This is a genomic window from Anaeroglomus insulsum (assembly GCF_050689095.1).
Lineage (GTDB): Bacteria > Planctomycetota > Phycisphaerae > Sedimentisphaerales > Anaerohalosphaeraceae > Anaeroglomus > Anaeroglomus insulsum.
This window is the reverse complement of record NZ_JBOGCL010000004.1, coordinates 106,589-123,728: the sequence shown is the minus strand read 5'-3', so window position 1 is coordinate 123,728 and position 17,140 is coordinate 106,589. Positions and strand designations below refer to the sequence as shown.

The following is a 17,140-nucleotide window of genomic DNA, read 5'->3' as shown; positions in this document are numbered from 1 at the left end:
GTACAGATTATGTCTGCCAAAGCAATTTTAGCACAGCACGAAAAGAACATGGAAAAAACGATCGAAGTGATGAAAAATGACCTTCGGCAGATTCGTACCGGCCGGGCCTCGCCGGGGCTGGTGGAAAACCTGATGGTCGATTATTACGGCACTCCGACCCCGCTCAAGCAGCTGGCCGCCATTGCCTGCCCGGAGCCGGCGATGCTGGTCATTAAGCCTTTTGACGTCGGCTGTCTGAAGGATATTGAAAAATCCATCAAAGCCAGCGAACTGAGCCTGGCCCCGATTATGGACGGCAAGATGATTCGACTGAATATCCCGCCGCTGAGCGAAGAACGCCGCAAGCAGATCGTCAATCAGGTCAAGCAGCTCGGTGAACGGCACAAAGTCAGTGTACGCAATATCCGTCGCGACGCCATCAAACAACTGGAAGATGCCGAAAAAGCCAAGCAAATCACCGAAGATGAACGCGACAAAGGCAAGAAGGAAGCCGATGATATGACCAAAAAATATGTGGATCAGCTCGATCAGATGGTCAAATCCAAATCCGAAGAAATTATGAACAGCTAAACAATTCCGGCGGCGCGGCGGTTTTTCCGCTGCGCCTTTTTTCCGTACCGGCAATGCTGTTTGGAAAATGCGGGAGGTCTATCATGGAAGAAAAGAAGAATCCATCCGAAACCGTCAAGTCCGGGAAACACTCGCTCCTGAAAAAAATCATCTGGGCCGTCTGCATCCTGCTGCTGATTGGGGTTCTGCTGGTGGCCCTGCTGCCGACGCTGATTTCCACTTCGCTGGGCAAGCAAATCATCGTCAGCCAGATCAATCATGCCACCAATGGCAATATTCAGATTAACACGCTGTCGCTTGGCTGGTTTTCCGGCCTGAAGCTGTCCGGCGTAACCTTCAAAGACAGCACCGGCGACACTTCCGTCAGTGTCAATGAAGTCCGTCTGAATCCGAAATTATCGTCTCTGCTCCGCGGCCAGATCAACCTGACCGACGGCCTGATCGATAAGCCCCAGGTGGATATTCTGGTCAAACAGCTGCCTCAGAAGACGGCCTCGACCGAGCCTGAAAAGCCGTCCGGCCCCTCCGCACCCGCGCAGCCGATTGCGCTGCCGCTGGAAAAACTGGCCCTCCAGTTGCGTGAAGGGACCGTGGCGATTCGCACGGATAATCCCCCGCAGAAACTGGAATTCAAGAACATCTCCTCGCAGGTCGATATCAACCCCCTGGGCCAGGCCTCGAAGCTGTCCTTTGCAATGGCAGTCGGAGGCATGGGCCAGCAGGGTGATGTCAAGGCCCAGGGAAGTGTCACACCCGCCAAGGACCTGGCCCTCAAGGGTACCAGCGGTGATGTCCAGGTGGAGCTGGTCAATCTCAAGCTCGAAGATTTCAAGCCGCTGCTGGCGCTGGCCGGGCAGAAAATCGATATCGCCGGCCTGCTGAACGCCAAGGCCGATGTCAAGCTCAACGACGGCCAGTTCGAAAAAATCGCCGCCGACGCTACCATCGAGAATTTCAAACAGACTCTCGACGGCAAGACCACGACTCTGGAAAAGCCCGTGAAAATCAAGGCCCTGGCCGCAATGATTGACAATAAAATTCGCATCGACAATGCCAGTGTCGATTCGTCCTTCTGCACGGCCACCTGCAAAGGCGATCTGGAGCAGCTGACTTACCAGGCCAAGGCGGACCTGGCTGGCGTCCAGGCCTTCGCGGCCCAGTTTACGGATATGGCCGGCTACAAACTGGCTGGCTCGCTGAATGCCACAGGCTCGGTCACGCTCAAAAACGAAACGATCGCCGCAGCAGGTTCAGCCGATTTCCAGAATTTAGCCATAGCCAAAGGTGCCAATAAGATGCCTCCGTCGGCAGTGAAGATTAATTATGATGTCGTTCACGACGGCGCCGCCAAACTATTGAAAGCCAACTCTGTCGATGCCTCACTCGATGCAGGAAAGGTGGTTGTCAAATCCCTCTCGATGCCGCTGGATCCAGAGAAAATGACCCAGCTTTCTGCTCAGGCCGATATCAAGCTGGACTTGAAAAAAGCCCTTGATCTGGCCAAAGTCTTTGCCGCCGACAGTCTTCCGGCGGATTTGACACTGGCCGGTAATTTAAATTCAATCATCGATGTCAAACCGCAGGGGGCTGACATTGCGTTCCGTACCGACAAGACCGAGATTCAGAAACTCGCCATCGGACAGGGCACGGAGGCGCCATTTACACAGGACACCCTGACCCTGGTGGCCAGTGGAACGGTCAATCCCGCAACAAAGGCATTTTCAACCCAATTTGATCTGGAGGGCAAAAAAGCCCAGTCGCTGATGATCTTTAAGGGCACTGTGTCACAAAAAGCCGATCGGGAAAAAACGGCTCTGGCCGGCAGCATTGAAGCCGACTACGACTGGAAAGAGGTCACCGCCATGGCCAAACCCTTCCTGCCGGAAGGTCTGGCAATGGAAGGCAAACGCAGCGACAAAATCACCTTCGCTTCGACGTATCCATCCAGCGACCCCAATGCGATGCTGGCCAATCTCAATGCTGACGCTGCACTCGGTTTCCAGAAGGCCGATTTTAAAGGTCTCAAATTCGGCGCCACCGAATTGAAGCTTAACATCAAACAGGGACAGGCGGCGATTGATTTGCCCGATGCCGACGTCAACGGCGGCAAGGTCCGGTTCGCCGGCGATGTCAACCTCGCCCAGAAACCCATGGTGCTCAAGCTGCGTCAGCCTGCCGCCGTGGTCGAAAATGTCAAAATCGACGATGTCCTCAGCGCCAACCTGCTGCAGTATCTTCACCCGATTTTTGCCAAAAGCTCCAATGTCAGCGGCACGGCGAATCTGTCGTGCAAAACGCTGGTCATTCCCCTGGGCGGCGGCACTCCCAAAGATATCGATATCGAAGGCACCGTGGGCATGACCGATGTCAAGCTGACCAGCAAACTGCTGGCCGTCGTCAAAGAAGCCCTGCGGGATGACGGGTTGAATCTCTTTTCAATTCCCGCCTCGCCTTTTACCGTCAAAAACGGCCTGGTGAAGTATGACGATATGCCGCTGATGTTTGGGCGGACCTGGGGAATTCATTTCGGCGGCAGCATTGACCTGATGAATAAAGCCCTGAGCATGAATGTCAAGGCTCCAACCAGCAAGGCGGCTGATGCAAAGCTGGTGGTGGTGCCGCTGGCCGGTACGGTTGAAAATCCTCAACTGGATGCCGGCAAATTCCTGATGGGCAATATTACCGAACAGCTCAAAGAACAAATTCCCGCCAAAGATGAAAAAACCAAGGAGGCAATCGAAAAAGGTCTGGATATTCTGGACGGTATTTTGAAAAAGGGTCAAAAATAATGGCCGAACAAACATCCCCATCACAGGCCAAACCCCACCTCAAAAACAGGTGGTTTGGCTGGCTTTCGTTCTGGTCCGCCGACTCAGCCCATGAAAAAAGCAGATTCGTATTGCTGCTGCATGTCCTGCGGCAGTGTATCCGTCTGCTGATACTCAACCGCTGCGGCACTCAGGCTGCGGCGCTGGCTTATCATACCATCTTTGGGATAGTCCCGCTGGCGATTGTGATGCTGATGGTCTTCCAGATGTTCCCCGCCTATAAGACGATGGGCGACAAAGTCAAGCATCTGGTTTATGAGCAGATGAATCTGACCCAGATCACCTATCCTTCCGATGTCCCTGGCCAGACCCCGATTACTCTGGCAGCCAAAATTGACGAAATCACGGGGCAGGCAATCGCTAATCTCAACACCGGTGCGATTACCTTTATCGGCGGCGTGCTGGTTATCTGGGCGGCCATCGGTCTGTTGACAACCATCGAAAAAGCCTTCAACAGCATCTGGGGCGTACCGCGAAGTCGTGATTATCTGCATCGCGTCATCAACTACTGGACGATGCTGACACTCGGGCCGCTGCTGCTGGGGTTGGGGATTTATCTGAGTACACATCCGACCATTACCAAAGTCCTGGAATTCAGCGTCTTTCATTTTGTCCGCCCCTTGTTCAGCTTCATCATCAGTGTGGTCCTGATTTTCTGTCTGTATACCTTTATTCCCAACGCCCGGGTCAAACCCCTCCCCGCCTTATTCGGAGCATTCGTCGCCGCGGTCCTGTGGACAGCGGCCAAATTCGGATTTGGCATCTATGTAACCAAACTGATTCCCTACCAATCCATTTACGGTATTATGGGATTGATTCCCCTGACGGTCTTCTGGATTTATATCATCTGGTGGATTGTCCTGATCGGACTTCAGCTGACCTACGCCTCCCAGCATGTCCATTCGCTGGACCGGGCCGAGCAGCTGGCCTATCTCCGTCAGCGGCAGGCCAGCTTTGTCGCCACCGAACAGGCCGTCATTCAGATTATGCAGGAAGTGCTGGCGGCTTTTGAAGATAAAAACCGCAAACCCATTACCGCCATCGAAATTGCTGAGGTGACCACCCTCGATGCCGAATTTATCGAGCGGATTCTGGAAAATATGACCCGCTCCGGCCTGCTGTGCAAGACCACCGAACCGATTGTCGGCTATGTTCCTTCCACCGACGGGACCCATATTACGCTGGCCGATATCAGCCTGGCTGTCGAGCAGTCGTCGTTCAGGACCCAGAACCCCAAGCTGCAGGAAGTGTTTGCCCAGTTGCGTACGGAATTATCCAGGCATCACCTCAAAGACATCCTGTAGCATCGCGAGTGGTTATGCAGCAATGCGGCAGATGGCATCAAAGATGAATTTGAGGCCGAAACCTGCCATAACAACGCCGCAGAAAGCAAGAATAACCTGTTGTTTTTTGGCACCCAGCAGCGTTGTTCCATGAAACGCCCCAAATGACAAGATCGTCAGCCAGATCAAATCACAGGACCAGTGCACCAGTGTAAAAGCACTGAGCACGACAATCCCGGAATCATTGGCCTGCATTGCCAGGTTCAATCCCACCGTCGCCCACCAGAACAGAAAATACGGATTGGTTGCCGACAGGGCCATCCCCGTCAAAACTGGCTTGGATAGTCTGACAGCAGAAGCATTCTGCCCCGGCCCAGACATCTCCCGAATCGTCATCACCCCCAGATAAATCAAAAACAGTCCTCCGATCAAACCAATCGCCACCGCAGCGACATTGGTTTTCAATAGTGTCCCCAGCCCCAGGATCAGCAGGAATATCAGAGGGATTTCGACAATCCCGTGCCCGATGGCAATCCATGTTCCCGCCCAGCGGTTCTTCCCGCCCTGGGCCAGCGTCGCTGCCGTCACAGCCCCCGGCGCCATCACGCCGGATAACGATATGATAACGGTTTGCATCATGAAGGATAACATGAAGTATTCTCTCCCTATTTCGCTATCGTTCCGGCGGCGTGGTCAAGTTTGCCGCCGCCTGAAGTCCCGCAGACACTTCCGGCAGAATCCCGAGTTTCACATAGACCGGCCGCATGGTGTGCCGCAGTTCCGGCAGTTTTCGTGCAAACAGCGCTGCCCCCGCAACACAGAATACCCCGCCGATGATCAGCGTTTTCGGCGCCCCGATATGCGTGGCAATCGCCCCGGCCAGCAGGCTGCCGAATGGTGCCGTCCCGATAAACGCCATCACGTACAGGCTCATCACCCGACCTCGCTTGTCATCGTCCACTATCGTCTGGATCAGGGTGTTGCACGCGGCAATCTGCATAATCATCCCCAGCCCCGTGATGACCATCAGCGGCAAAGACAGCCATAACTGCCGCGACAGCGAAAACGCAATCAGCCCAAAACCGAAAACCCCCGTCGCCATCGGAAGGATTCGCTCCAGCCCCCAGACGCTTTTGCGGGATGCCAGATACATCGCCCCAGACAATGCCCCGACCCCCGCCGCAGTCATCAGAAAGCCGAACGTATGCGGTCCGCCGCCCAGAATGTTCCCGGCAAACACCGGCATCAGCACCGAGTACGGCATCCCCACCAGGCTGACCAATGCCAGCAGCAGGATAATATAGCGAAGTGGCTTGAAGCCATAAACATAGACAAGCCCTTCCCTCATCTCATGCAGGACATGACTCTTATGGGGCTTGGGCTGCTCGGTATGGATTTTCATCATCAGCAGCGAAGCAATAACAAACACAAAACTGACCCCGTTGACCAGAAAACAAATGCCCTCATTGGTAACTGCAATAACCAGCCCAGCCACAGAAGGCCCAATCAGTCGGGCGCTGTTAAACATCATCGAGTTGAGCGCAATCGCGTTGCCCAAATCCTCCCGGTTGTCCACCATCGTGACCACAAACGCCTGTCGCGTCGGCATGTCAAAGGCATTAATCAGCCCCATCAATACCGTCAGAATAATGATATGCCAGACCTGGATATGGCCGCTGAAAAACAACGCCGCCAGCAGAAAGGCCTGAACCATCAGCAGTATCTGTGTGACGATCAGGATGTTATACCGATTCCATCGATCCGTCAGCACCCCCGCAAACGGCGTCAGGATAAACACCGGAATCTGCCCGGCAAACCCGACAATCCCAAGCAGAAAGACCGACCCGGTCAGACGATACACCAGCCACGGCAGCGCAACCTGCTGGGTCCAGGTGCCAATCAGCGACAGCATCTGCCCATAAAAAAACAATCGGTAGTTCCGATACCGCAGCGAACGAAACATCACACCTATGCCCGTCTGTGTGTTGCCTTGAATGTGACTGAATGTCATTCTGGATAATGCAAACCTTGTTTCTATTTCATTTTATATGATTTTTTGTGGACAACCGACCCAAAATCCGTACAATCCGCCGCCGATGATTATACCGGTAAGAACTGTTTTGACCAACACCAAAAAACGATCTGATAGAATATGCAGGATATCCAGAAACTAATCAGCGGATTTCGACGTTTTCAACGGCAATTTTTCCACTCGGATGATACCCTTTTTGACCAGCTCCGCCGCAAACAAACCCCCAAAGTCCTCGTCATCGGCTGTAGCGACTCCCGTGTGGACCCGGCCATTATCACCGACTGCCGCCCCGGTGACCTATTTGTCATCCGGAATGTCGCCAATCTGGTCCCGCCCTATGAACCCGATACTCACTATCATGGCGTCAGCTCCGCCCTCGAATACGCCGTGCGGTTTTTGGAAGTCGAGCATATAATCATTCTGGGACATTCCCACTGCGGCGGCATCGATGCCCTCATGCGAAGCAGCGAACAAACCCCGATTGGTGAATTTATTGACCGTTGGGTGGACATTGCCCGCCCCGCCAAAAACGCCGTCCTCAAAGACCTGTCCAAAAAAACCACCGAACTGCAATGCCGTGCTTGTGAACAGGCCGCAATGCTGATTTCCCTGGAAAATCTGCTGACCTTCCCCTGGATTACGGACCGCGTCGAACAGGGGAAGCTCGCTATTCATGGCTGGTACTTTGACCTCGAAGCCGGCGAAATGCTCTCTTATAACCCTGAAAAAGGCCTTTTCGAAAAGCTGGTCGGCAATATCCGGTAATGCCGATTACTCCCCGATAATCTTGACCAGCACCCGTTTTCGCCGCATCCCGTCGAATTCCCCATAAAAAATCTGTTCCCACGGTCCCAGGTCCAGCTTGCCCTCGGTCACCGCAACCACCACCTCCCGGCCCATCACCTGCCGCTTCAAATGGGCATCGGCATTATCCTCATATCCATTATGCTGATACTGAGAATGCGGTTTTTCCGGCGCCAGCTTCTCCAGCCACACCTCGAAATCATGATGCAGCCCGCTCTCATCGTCGTTAATGAATACACTGGCCGTGATATGCATCGCATTGACCAGCACCAGTCCCTCCCGAATCCCCGACTCGGCCAGACATTGCTCGACAGTCGGAGTAATATTGATATAATCCCGCCGGTGCGGGGTATTAAACCACAGTTCTTTGCGATACGATTTCATGCTGTTTATCCTCAATAGAACTTAGGCTCAATCGGAGCATTGGAGCAATTCCACAGAAACTGATTGATAGCATTTTACCCTTACTTTTGTTTCTTGGGCGGCAACCGAGGGCATCCGGGTGCAATTATTGTCCGGCAGGAGTAAGAAAACCCGACAGCTTCATCCATTCCTCGCAGCGGTCGATCCAGCCTTCGGCAGGGCCGACGCCCTTTCGCATCCCAAAGCCATGACCGCCCTTAAGATAGATATGCATTTCGGCAGCCACTTTGACCTTGCGGCAGGCCTCGTAAAACATCGTACTGTTTTCCGGCGGAACGGCAGTGTCGTCATTGGCATGAACTAAAAAAGTCGGAGGAGTGTCTGCGGTAACCTGCAGATGGTTGCACAAGCTCTTGACCAGCTCTTCGGAAGGAGCATCCCCCAGCAGATTCCGCCGGGACCCGCTATGATAATACGGCGGCTCAAGCGTAATAACCGGATATACCAGAACCATAAAATCCGGCCGACAGGACATAGCATCGATTTTGTCTTTGGGCTCGTAAGCCGATTTTTGGAAATGCGTTCCAGCAGTGGATGCCAGATGTCCCCCTGCCGAAAATCCAATAATGCCTATCCGGTTAGGGTCAATTGCCCGCTCTTTGGCATAAAACCGGACATAGCGTATCGCTCTCTGGGCATCGGTCAGCGGGGCCGGATTCTGATAACCCTTGCCGTTATGTCGGTAATTCAGAACAAACGCGCTAACGCCAAGACCATTGAGCCACTCGGCCACTTGTCTGCCCTCATGATCCATCGCCAAGCCGCCATAGGCACCGCCGGGACAAACCACAACCGCCGCGCCAGTGTTAATTTGGGTCGGCACATAAATATCAAGATATGGCTTGTCTTTTTCCTCTGTACCTTTGGCATAGGGAGCCCCCTCAGGCCAGAGATATTGCTTTTCGGGTTGGGCTCCATACGCACTCCATAATCCGCCAAACAAAGCCATGACAGCCACTCCTCGCATCATCTGAATCATTGTGATTAACCTCCTGTTGAAATTGAATTGAGCTCCACATCAGCCATTATCAGTATCACTAACCGCCTTTTCCACGAAACTCTAATCGTTTGCTCATCTGCCGCTCACACAATTCGTTCATAATCCGGCCAAATGATCAGTATAACATGGAAACCGAAAGGGGCAACCATGAGTCCAGTAAAAAAAGAAGAACGATTGGTTCGGTATGAGCGGATTGAAAACCTGATGCTGATTGCCGTGCTCAGTGAAGAACCCTATCGCAGCCAGGCGATTGCGGAGCTGAAAAAACGACGCCTGCTGACCCATCCTGAAACCTTTGTTGACAGCTTTATGACCAACCTCGGGGTAGTCTGCTAACCCAGATACCGCAAGTATCAACGAAAACGGGCCTGTCGTGGACAGGCCCGTTGGATTGGCTAAGTGTAAGTAAAACCGAACTACGCAGGCTGTACTTTGATCGCTTCCATCCCCTTGCGACCCTGAGCAGCTTCGTATTGTACTTTCTGCCCATCGTTGAGGGTGCGAAATCCTTCGGAATTGATATTGGTGTAATGGACAAACAGGTCCTCACCGCCATCATCCGGAGTAATAAAGCCAAAACCTTTCTTCTCATTGAACCATTTCACTGTACCGATGCTCACAATTGCTCTCCTTGGCCCATATTGAGCCGCATTACAAACCCCTCGTGTTACCAAGCTGCCCGCGTCCCGAGGGAACTTGACGCGGCCTTGTTCCATTGGAAAGATTACTCACTTTTATCGGTATTTGTCAAAAAGGAAATCATCGTTTTTGTTAAATTAGGTATTTTTCCGGATATAGTGAGTCTTCTGTATTCGTATCGTAAACACTTGCAAAATAAGAATTTATTCATCAGAGCCAAACACTCGTCCTGACCGAGTTTTCTTGATGTCAGATCGCATTTTTTTGGACCTTAAACGTCGCTGTTTGGAGGCATAGGTCCTTTTTGTAGGTTTGCGATCTTTGGGTTTGATAAGGGCCTGAGCAATTAATCGCGACATTCGATCCAGTACATCCAGACGATTGGATTGCTGCGAGCGGTAACGATTTCCCGTGATTTGTAAACAACCGTTTTTGTCGATCCGATTTGCCAGCTTTTCTCGTACCACCCTTTTCTGCTCGTCACTGAGAAAACCGATCTCTTCTATATCCAGAATCGCTGTAACCTGAGTATTGACCTTGTTGACATTCTGCCCGCCTGGCCCCGACGAACGAGAAAAGATGAATCGGACATGCTCTTCTGGAATCTGGATATTACTCATACAAATATTATCATCAAAATCACATCCCCCTCTTGATTCCCAATGTCATTACCGCGGAATGAACATAAAAAAAGCCGGGCACAAAACCCGGCTTGGGAATCCCATCATCATATTTTATAACTGCAAATCCGCAGGATAACGAATCTGATCGGGCGAAACCGCAAACGACTGGCTCAGCAACTCAATCAAAGCTGAAATTCGCTTCAGCTGACTGCCGGTAACCGGACTGCTTTTGCGGTCGGCTATGACACAAATTCGAATCACGCCATCCGAGCCTGCTATATATTTCTGGTTGGCCCAGTTCTGGGTGTATTCAATCTGGCCGTCTTCAGCACCATTGCCGTTACAGACCAGGAAATGAAAACCGGTCAACCCCTGGCTGCGAAGCTGTGCCAGATCACCCTGATTGGTATGACTGTAGAAGATTTCAATCCCGTTCCAGGCAGCCTTCTGGGCTTTCATGGATTGCAGGGTGACAGCTTCAACAGAATCCAGTCTTAAATAACTGGCCAAGCTGTAAGCCCCCCGCGCAGGCTCATGGTTGTCCAGCGTCATCAAGACGACTCCCCCGACCGTCATCGATGCCATCAACGCGACTAATACCTTAGCTGTTCGTGCCTGATCCTTTTTCATAATCCATGAAGAACCTAAAGACAATAAACTTCTTACCTCCGATTTCATCCCTGAAACCGGAACCACTATAAAGCTCTTCGGCTTTCCCAAAACACTTACTATAACTTTTACAACAAAAATTGATTAACTACAATAAATTTTAACATATTTGTCTGACGATTGTAGTGACTTTTCCGACTTTTTTCCAAATTCCGTATTCATCCTGATATAACGCCTGTAACACGTTCCGGAGCAATGTCTTAGCAACGTCTCATAAAAATCCATCCTGCCATAGAATCAGCTCTGATTTGAGCATAAAATCCTTGACGATAGACCCAAAAAGTGAGATAAGAACATAAACGATTCCAAGGAGACTATTTTTATGTCGGAAATGGATGTAATTCGTCAAATCGCTGAAGAAACGATGAAGGTGCCCACCTTGACCGGGGTCAATGACAATTGGCTCTGGGACAGAACCCTGCGAATCCTCCGCAACGTCGAACACATCTGCCGGATGCCCGAATTACTGGATAAAAGTGTGCCGGTGGACCGATTCTGCCTGATTGCAGCCACCTATTTTGCCGATGCGGGATTTGCCCGGTGGGCCGATGCGGAGGATACCTCCAGCCGCCTGGTATTATCCGATGTCAGCCAAACCGATTTAAGAGACTTTTCCACCCAAATTGTGACCGACCGCCTCAGCGGGGCCCTGGCGGGACCCAAAATCGAGAAAATTGACAAAATCATTGTCGAGTCCTCCAATCGCTTTACTGAAATGATTGAGGCCATGATCCTGTCCGATGCCCGCAACCTCGAAGACATGGGGGCTGTCGGGCTTTATCACGAATTCCGCAAATACGTCATTCATGGCAAAGGGGTAGCAGAGGTTCTGGACAGTTGGAAGCGTAAAATCGACTACCGTTACTGGCAGGCCCGGCTCAAGGAAAGCTTCCGGTTTGAGTCCGTCCGCAAGCTGGCGGAGCGCCGGTTCAGTGCCGCGGAATTCTTCATGAACCAACTGCAGGTCGAACACAGCGCACGCGACCTCGAAGAACTGCTGCTGGAATCGCTGGATAAAGGCGGCAAATAGACTCCTGAATAAGAAACCTGTATCGCATGACACATAAATCTATCATTGCTATTTATCCCGGCTCATTTGATCCTATTACCAATGGCCACCTGGATGTCATCCGCCGCGGAAACAAGATGTTTGATTCCCTGATTATCGGTGTCGGCCAGAATCCCGGCAAAGCGGAACTGTTTACCATCCAGGAACGTGTCGAGATGATTCGGGAACTGGTCCAGGATATGCCGCGGGTTACCGTGGAAAGCTTTGAGTGTCTGACAGTCGAGTTTGCCGCCCGCAAGAAAGCCGATGTAATGCTTCGCGGCCTTCGAAACCTCTCGGACGTACAGTATGAATTTCAGCTTGCGATGACCAACCGTACCGTCGCGGGCATCGAAACGGTCTTCGTGATGACCAGTGAAGAATTCGGCTACATCAGTTCCACCATTGTCCGGCAAATCGCCACCCTTGGCGGCGACGTATCCAAGCTGCTGCCGCCGTCGGTCTATTCACGCCTTCGCAAAAAACTGGCCAAAGAGCCCCAGCAGGCCCTCAACGACCTGCCGGAATAGCCCCTTTTATGGATTACAGGTCAGGCAGGGACGACGTCCCGAGGCAACAGCATCGTCTCGTTTGCTGAATGTCACTTTGGTATTGTCCTTCATCCTGCGGACATGGGGACAGGTGGGCTTGTGAAACACCTTGCCGTTCTTTGCAGCAACAAATCCTTCCTCCTGGGCCTGTGCAGATGGGGTTTGCGCAGCAGGGTCCGCTGAGGGGGCCTGTCCCTCGGATGAAGCAGACGTTTTGGGCACAATCAGACGTTTTGCATAGCCTTTTTCAACCAGCATCTGGCCCAAATCTCGTCCTTCGACTTCCACATCTGCCACCAAACAGAAACTCTGGCCCCGCTGAATAGATGTTAACAGCACTTGCGGCACCTGGGGCTGATTCGGGTCGGAGGGAACCGGCTTTTTACGCAATGCGGCATTCAGCATATCCAGAATATATTGCCGCACAGTCAGGTCAAAAGCCTGCTGGGGTTCCAGCCCCCGAATCTGAACAGGCATGTCCCTGCCGATGATGGCAGGCCAGTCAGCAATATCACAATAAATGCGGCACTGGGCATCCACGCGAATCACCGCCTGCACCACTGCCCTGCCGTAGTCCGGGGCCTGCTGTTGTGCTGATTCGGAAAAGACCGCCGAACCCGTCAAACACAATCCCGCCAGAATAATCCGGCACATCCTTCCAGCCATTGTCGCTCTCCTATGCGATTGCTTAGTAACCCTGGTCCTGATAGGCAGGACGCTTTTTCTGCTGCCCGGCGAAACGTCCGCTGGGCGCAACCGTTATTGCTTCATCAATGCGATGATTTGATCCAAGTCGTTGGGGGCCTGCACCGGCGGATTGGCAAATGGGCCCTGCTTTTTGCTGTGGTAGTTGACCGTGGCATCCGGGTCCTTGAGGACATGACCGGTCAGGACACAGGCAACACGGGCATTTTTGTCAATCGTGCCATCGGCCAGCAGGTATTTCAAGCCCGCAATGGTCGCCGCAGAGGCCGGTTCACAGCCCAGGCCGTATTTGCCGATCTGGGCCTTGGCATCAAGAATCTCGGCATCGGTCACCGAACGGACGATCCCGTTGCAGACATCCAGCGCCCGCAGGCATTTTTTGAGATTGACCGGACGGGAAATCTCAATCGCCGAGGCAATGGTGTGGGGCTTGTAGCCGGACGCATCGAGTTTGGCGTAATAGGCATCGATTTTGGCATGATCCACACGGCTGTTATTCCAGCTCAGTCCATAGTCATTCACCAGCTCGGTCAGTGTATTGGCACCGGCGGCATTGATAATGGCCAGACGCGGAACACGGTCAATCAGACCAAGCTGTTTGAGTTCCATGAAGGCCTTGCCAAACGAGCTGGAGTTGCCGAGGTTGCCGCCGGGAACGACAATCCAGTCGGGAACCTGCCAGTTCAGGCCTTCGAGAATACGGTACATAATAGTCTTCTGGCCTTCCAGACGGAAGGGGTTGAGCGAATTGACCAGATAGATATTCAGTTTGCGGCAGACGTCCTGGACCTGTCGCATGCAGTCGTCAAAGTCACCGCGAATCTGAATGGTATAGGCACCGTAATCCATCGCCTGGCTGAGCTTGCCGTAGGCGATCTTGCCGTCGCCGATGAAGACCGTCGCCTTGAGTCCGCAGGCCCGGGCATATAGGGCCATCGAAGCAGAGGTATTGCCTGTCGAAGCACAGGCACTGGAAATGGCCTGGACCATTTTGGCATGGGAAAACGCCGCGGTCATACCATTATCTTTAAACGAACCGGACGGATTCATCCCCTCATATTGCAAAAACAGTCCGGACGGATTCATCCCAAGCTCACGGGCCAACCCACAGGCCTGCTGCAGAATCGTCTGCCCTTCCCCCACCGAGACTTTGCATTCGTCCGGGCAGAAGTTCAGCAGATCACGAAACCGCCAGACTCCGGAAAAGTCCAGCCGGTCCAGACGATTGGCCCAGCGCTTGCCGAAATCGGACAGCTTGGAAGGGACCGGCACCTTATTCCAGTCATAGCAGACATCCAGCAGGTCACCGCACTGCGGACACTCAAACATCGTCTGCATACAGTCAAACGTCGCCCCGCAGGCGGGGTTAATACATTTCTGAAAGGCTGGTTGATTTACATTTTTCATAAATTAAGCCTTACTCCAGTTATTTATTTTAAGTTGTTATCTCACAAAGACATACAGATTATAAACAGAGATCAGTTATAAATAAATATAAATAAATATTTTCCGTATCCAGACAATCTACATCTTTTTAATCCAAATGGGTTTCCGTCTCGACCCTATATTCCAGATAAGTTGATCCCTCGACATTTTCGATAGGATGTTACTTATTTTATTTGTTTTCTGCGAAGGAGTCAGTACTTCGGATAATTTATTGAACAATAATTCGTCTATTTCTTTACGTGAAGCCTTCCCGTATTCGATTAAAAAAGACAAGATCATTTCAATATAGTGCTGATCGTCAAATGGGCGATTTTTTATATATTGGGCTTTTTGATTCACTTCAGATGCGACGAAAGAAGAAATATATATGTTGGGGTATCGTCCTTCCACAAGCCGAAGTTTTTTTAAATAGTTGCATTGCTCTCTGATAAGATCCTGATGCTTTTGAACTTTATCTAAAAGCATAACGTCTTCGAGTGTAAGCTCAGGCTTGCGAATCAATAAGCGAGTATAGTTTTCATCCAGTATCTTGCCTTGAATTCGTACCGTTACAGAAGGCCCGTAAGTATCTTGACCATTTGAAAATTCATAATCCGGCAGTGGAAAAAAACGTTCTCTTTGTTTTTCAAACATTTTGCGTATCCCGCTGCCGATGGTATCAATCATTTTCAATTGCACCATCGCCTGGGCAAGAAGCGGATTTCGATATAGCAAAGGTGGAGAATTTTCTCTAATCACGGCCTCGATGCTGCCGGGTATAAAGCTGCCCGGATTCGTAAAGATTAATTCATCCGGTTTTTCAGCGACAGAAATACGCCCTCGTAAAGTATAATCCTGATGAGCAATGCAGTTGTGCAGCGCTTCACGAATGACATAAGGATCGTACCTGGTAATTTCCGTTGGAAACAGCGTCCCGGCCGGCAAATAACGGTAGTTTAAATTCCGTATATTGGCCAGCACTTTGTCTGCCTGCAAAAGAAAGGGAGGGCCGTAATGTTTATAATCCAGCTCTGTATTTTTATCATTATATACAACCCAGGTAATCTGAGCTTGCGAAGGCGAAAGAAACGAGGCTGCCTCAGGCCGACCAAGAAGCACTAGTGCCGCTCGTGTTAATTGTCCGCGGACAGCCAATTTAATTTTATTCAGGAAAGTGATATCATCCCATTTGTCAGCTTCAGCCTGTTGTTCTGGATTTTTTTGCGAATACAGTTCTCTGGCTTTCCGGACTGCATCCGGGTGTAAATCATTAACAGAGGCTTCAACACAGATATCCGCCGACCAGTCTTGACGGGTGTTTTGACTGCGAATCTGTCCGATCTCTTGCAGATTTAACGGCCCCAGAGACTCTCCCTCTCTGCCGTAAAAATGTCCCTCCCATGATGTCGGTATTCCCTGTGGAGCTGCTGGAATTTCAAATAAAATAACACGACCCTGAGGAAACTGATATTCATAAATTTCAGAAAATGTTATCCGATTATTTGTTTTACAGGCAATTTCGTATTTGAGCTTATTCAGATCACCTGAAGCAGAACGGTAGGAGGTTCCAACGATACGATGCTTTTTGCTTTCAATTCCAAAAAGAAGGTAGCCGTATGGCTTTCGATTCAAATTCGCTTCATTACTTAATGCAGAGAAGTATTGTCCCAGTTTGCTGAAATCAAAATTGATTTCAGCAGATTTAAACTCAATCCACTCGGTCTCATGGGGCAGCTGAAGCAGGGCTTCAATTTTTTGTCGAATTTCTTCCAGCTGCATTTATTGCTCCATTAACCCTGCATTTAATTGCTCCACGACGGCCGGCAAATCGGCAATTTTTTGAATCTCGATAACCCCGGCTGGGGCGGTCTTGTGCCGATTGGCGTGGATGCGTTTGAGAACCGGCCTCATTCCGGCGGCAATGGAGCCTTTGATATCCGTATCGAGACGGTCACCGACAAACAGAATCCGGCCTGGTTCAACACCGATTTGCCTTGCGGCATCCAGAAAAATGCGAGGGTCGGGCTTGCGATAGGGAAAATCGCAGGTATAAAGCTGGACCGGAAAATAGTCCAGAATGCCTACCTGAGCCAGATGCCGCTGGAGGCTGTCTTTGTTGACAAACGTATTGGACACAATGCCGAGTTTCAGGCCCATCGCACGCAGGGTGCTCAATGTCTCTTTGAGATTCGGTTCGGTAAAGGCCTCCCTGCTGAGCGGCTCATACCAGATCCAGTTAAGCTCCTTGTATTGCTGGTCACTGAGAGTAAAGCCATAGCGTTTGCCATAGCCTTTGAGCAGTTCAAGGGAATCAAAATCATTGCCGGTCAGGGTCGAATAAATCAGGTGCAGATACAGGCCGAATAAATGCTTGAGCCGATAGCGAAGAAAAAACGGTACCGGCTGGGCGTGTTGTTTCAACCAGGCATAACTGGCCCGGGCAGAGGCGGCAAACAACCGGTTCGTACGCAATTTGCTGAATTCCAGCAGCGTCTGCCCCAGGTCAAAAAGAATCGCCTCAACCACACGCCCGGCCAAAT

At 51.3% G+C, this 17,140-nt stretch carries 18 protein-coding genes; 7 read left to right on the top strand and 11 right to left on the bottom strand.

All coding sequences use genetic code 11. The annotated features are described in order from the left end of the window. Positions 1 to 9 precede the first annotated feature (9 nt). From frr to ACQ9LF_RS05300, 3 genes are all read left to right on the top strand, one after another. The gene (frr, locus tag ACQ9LF_RS05310) at positions 10 to 570 is read left to right on the top strand and encodes a ribosome recycling factor (RefSeq protein ID WP_462488337.1); all 561 of its coding nucleotides are present in this window, start codon (positions 10 to 12) and stop codon (positions 568 to 570) included. Positions 571 to 653: 83 nt separating this feature from the next. After that, positions 654 to 3,359 carry a DUF748 domain-containing protein gene (locus ACQ9LF_RS05305; RefSeq protein ID WP_462488336.1) on the top strand — a complete coding sequence of 902 codons (2,706 nt, stop codon included), beginning with the start codon at positions 654 to 656 and terminating at the stop codon, positions 3,357 to 3,359. After that, complete coding sequence (locus ACQ9LF_RS05300) at positions 3,359 to 4,702, top strand: YhjD/YihY/BrkB family envelope integrity protein (RefSeq protein ID WP_462488335.1); 1,344 nt, start codon at positions 3,359 to 3,361, stop codon at positions 4,700 to 4,702. The genes ACQ9LF_RS05305 and ACQ9LF_RS05300 overlap by 1 nt, the downstream gene beginning before the upstream one ends. A gap of 12 nt (positions 4,703 to 4,714) precedes the next feature. Here ACQ9LF_RS05300 and ACQ9LF_RS05295 read toward each other — a convergent pair whose 3' ends face one another. Further along, on the bottom strand, positions 4,715 to 5,320 hold the full coding sequence (locus tag ACQ9LF_RS05295; RefSeq protein ID WP_462488334.1) for a LysE family transporter: 606 nt from the start codon (positions 5,318 to 5,320) through the stop codon (positions 4,715 to 4,717). A 34-nt stretch (positions 5,321 to 5,354) separates the two neighbouring features. Further along, positions 5,355 to 6,692 (bottom strand): MFS transporter, encoded by a 1,338-nt coding sequence (locus ACQ9LF_RS05290; protein ID WP_462488333.1) that lies wholly within the window; start codon positions 6,690 to 6,692, stop codon positions 5,355 to 5,357. 141 nt (positions 6,693 to 6,833) lie between these two features. Between ACQ9LF_RS05290 and ACQ9LF_RS05285 the strand changes: the two genes are divergently transcribed. After that, positions 6,834 to 7,478 (top strand): carbonic anhydrase, encoded by a 645-nt coding sequence (locus ACQ9LF_RS05285; RefSeq protein WP_462488332.1) that lies wholly within the window; start codon positions 6,834 to 6,836, stop codon positions 7,476 to 7,478. Positions 7,479 to 7,484: 6 nt separating this feature from the next. On the opposite strand, the gene ACQ9LF_RS05280 is transcribed toward ACQ9LF_RS05285, so the two are convergent. After that, the gene (locus ACQ9LF_RS05280) at positions 7,485 to 7,901 is read right to left on the bottom strand and encodes a secondary thiamine-phosphate synthase enzyme YjbQ (protein ID WP_462488331.1); all 417 of its coding nucleotides are present in this window, start codon (positions 7,899 to 7,901) and stop codon (positions 7,485 to 7,487) included. A gap of 124 nt (positions 7,902 to 8,025) precedes the next feature. Next, positions 8,026 to 8,919 carry an alpha/beta hydrolase gene (locus tag ACQ9LF_RS05275; RefSeq protein WP_462488330.1) on the bottom strand — a complete coding sequence of 298 codons (894 nt, stop codon included), beginning with the start codon at positions 8,917 to 8,919 and terminating at the stop codon, positions 8,026 to 8,028. A 168-nt stretch (positions 8,920 to 9,087) separates the two neighbouring features. On the opposite strand from ACQ9LF_RS05275, the gene ACQ9LF_RS05270 reads away from it, so the two are divergent. Further along, positions 9,088 to 9,276 carry a hypothetical protein gene (locus ACQ9LF_RS05270; protein WP_462488329.1) on the top strand — a complete coding sequence of 63 codons (189 nt, stop codon included), beginning with the start codon at positions 9,088 to 9,090 and terminating at the stop codon, positions 9,274 to 9,276. 80 nt (positions 9,277 to 9,356) lie between these two features. Here ACQ9LF_RS05270 and ACQ9LF_RS05265 read toward each other — a convergent pair whose 3' ends face one another. From ACQ9LF_RS05265 to ACQ9LF_RS05255, 3 genes are all read right to left on the bottom strand, one after another. Next, complete coding sequence (locus ACQ9LF_RS05265; RefSeq protein WP_462488328.1) at positions 9,357 to 9,560, bottom strand: cold-shock protein; 204 nt, start codon at positions 9,558 to 9,560, stop codon at positions 9,357 to 9,359. A gap of 222 nt (positions 9,561 to 9,782) precedes the next feature. Beyond that, a complete protein-coding gene (arfB, locus tag ACQ9LF_RS05260; protein ID WP_462488327.1) occupies positions 9,783 to 10,199 on the bottom strand; it encodes an alternative ribosome rescue aminoacyl-tRNA hydrolase ArfB in 417 nt (138 codons plus the stop codon). A 114-nt stretch (positions 10,200 to 10,313) separates the two neighbouring features. Then, positions 10,314 to 10,832, bottom strand: a complete 519-nt coding sequence (locus ACQ9LF_RS05255; RefSeq protein ID WP_462488326.1) for a hypothetical protein — start codon at positions 10,830 to 10,832, stop codon at positions 10,314 to 10,316. Between the two features lie 361 nt (positions 10,833 to 11,193). Between ACQ9LF_RS05255 and ACQ9LF_RS05250 the strand changes: the two genes are divergently transcribed. Both ACQ9LF_RS05250 and coaD read left to right on the top strand, forming a co-directional pair. After that, the gene (locus tag ACQ9LF_RS05250) at positions 11,194 to 11,901 is read left to right on the top strand and encodes an HD domain-containing protein (protein WP_462488325.1); all 708 of its coding nucleotides are present in this window, start codon (positions 11,194 to 11,196) and stop codon (positions 11,899 to 11,901) included. Between the two features lie 26 nt (positions 11,902 to 11,927). Then, on the top strand, positions 11,928 to 12,449 hold the full coding sequence (gene coaD / locus ACQ9LF_RS05245; RefSeq protein WP_462488324.1) for a pantetheine-phosphate adenylyltransferase: 522 nt from the start codon (positions 11,928 to 11,930) through the stop codon (positions 12,447 to 12,449). Between the two features lie 6 nt (positions 12,450 to 12,455). Here the strand turns inward: coaD and ACQ9LF_RS05240 are convergent, their stop codons facing one another. The 4 genes from ACQ9LF_RS05240 to ACQ9LF_RS05225 all read right to left on the bottom strand — a co-directional run bounded on the left by ACQ9LF_RS05240 (position 12,456) and on the right by ACQ9LF_RS05225 (position 17,138). After that, positions 12,456 to 13,136 carry an Ada metal-binding domain-containing protein gene (locus tag ACQ9LF_RS05240; protein WP_462488323.1) on the bottom strand — a complete coding sequence of 227 codons (681 nt, stop codon included), beginning with the start codon at positions 13,134 to 13,136 and terminating at the stop codon, positions 12,456 to 12,458. A 93-nt stretch (positions 13,137 to 13,229) separates the two neighbouring features. After that, positions 13,230 to 14,582 carry a threonine synthase gene (gene thrC / locus ACQ9LF_RS05235; RefSeq protein WP_462488322.1) on the bottom strand — a complete coding sequence of 451 codons (1,353 nt, stop codon included), beginning with the start codon at positions 14,580 to 14,582 and terminating at the stop codon, positions 13,230 to 13,232. A gap of 117 nt (positions 14,583 to 14,699) precedes the next feature. Beyond that, complete coding sequence (locus ACQ9LF_RS05230) at positions 14,700 to 16,379, bottom strand: RNA-binding domain-containing protein (RefSeq protein ID WP_462488321.1); 1,680 nt, start codon at positions 16,377 to 16,379, stop codon at positions 14,700 to 14,702. Next, a complete protein-coding gene (locus ACQ9LF_RS05225; RefSeq protein WP_462488320.1) occupies positions 16,380 to 17,138 on the bottom strand; it encodes an HAD family hydrolase in 759 nt (252 codons plus the stop codon). It lies immediately after the preceding gene. Positions 17,139 to 17,140 lie beyond the last annotated feature (2 nt).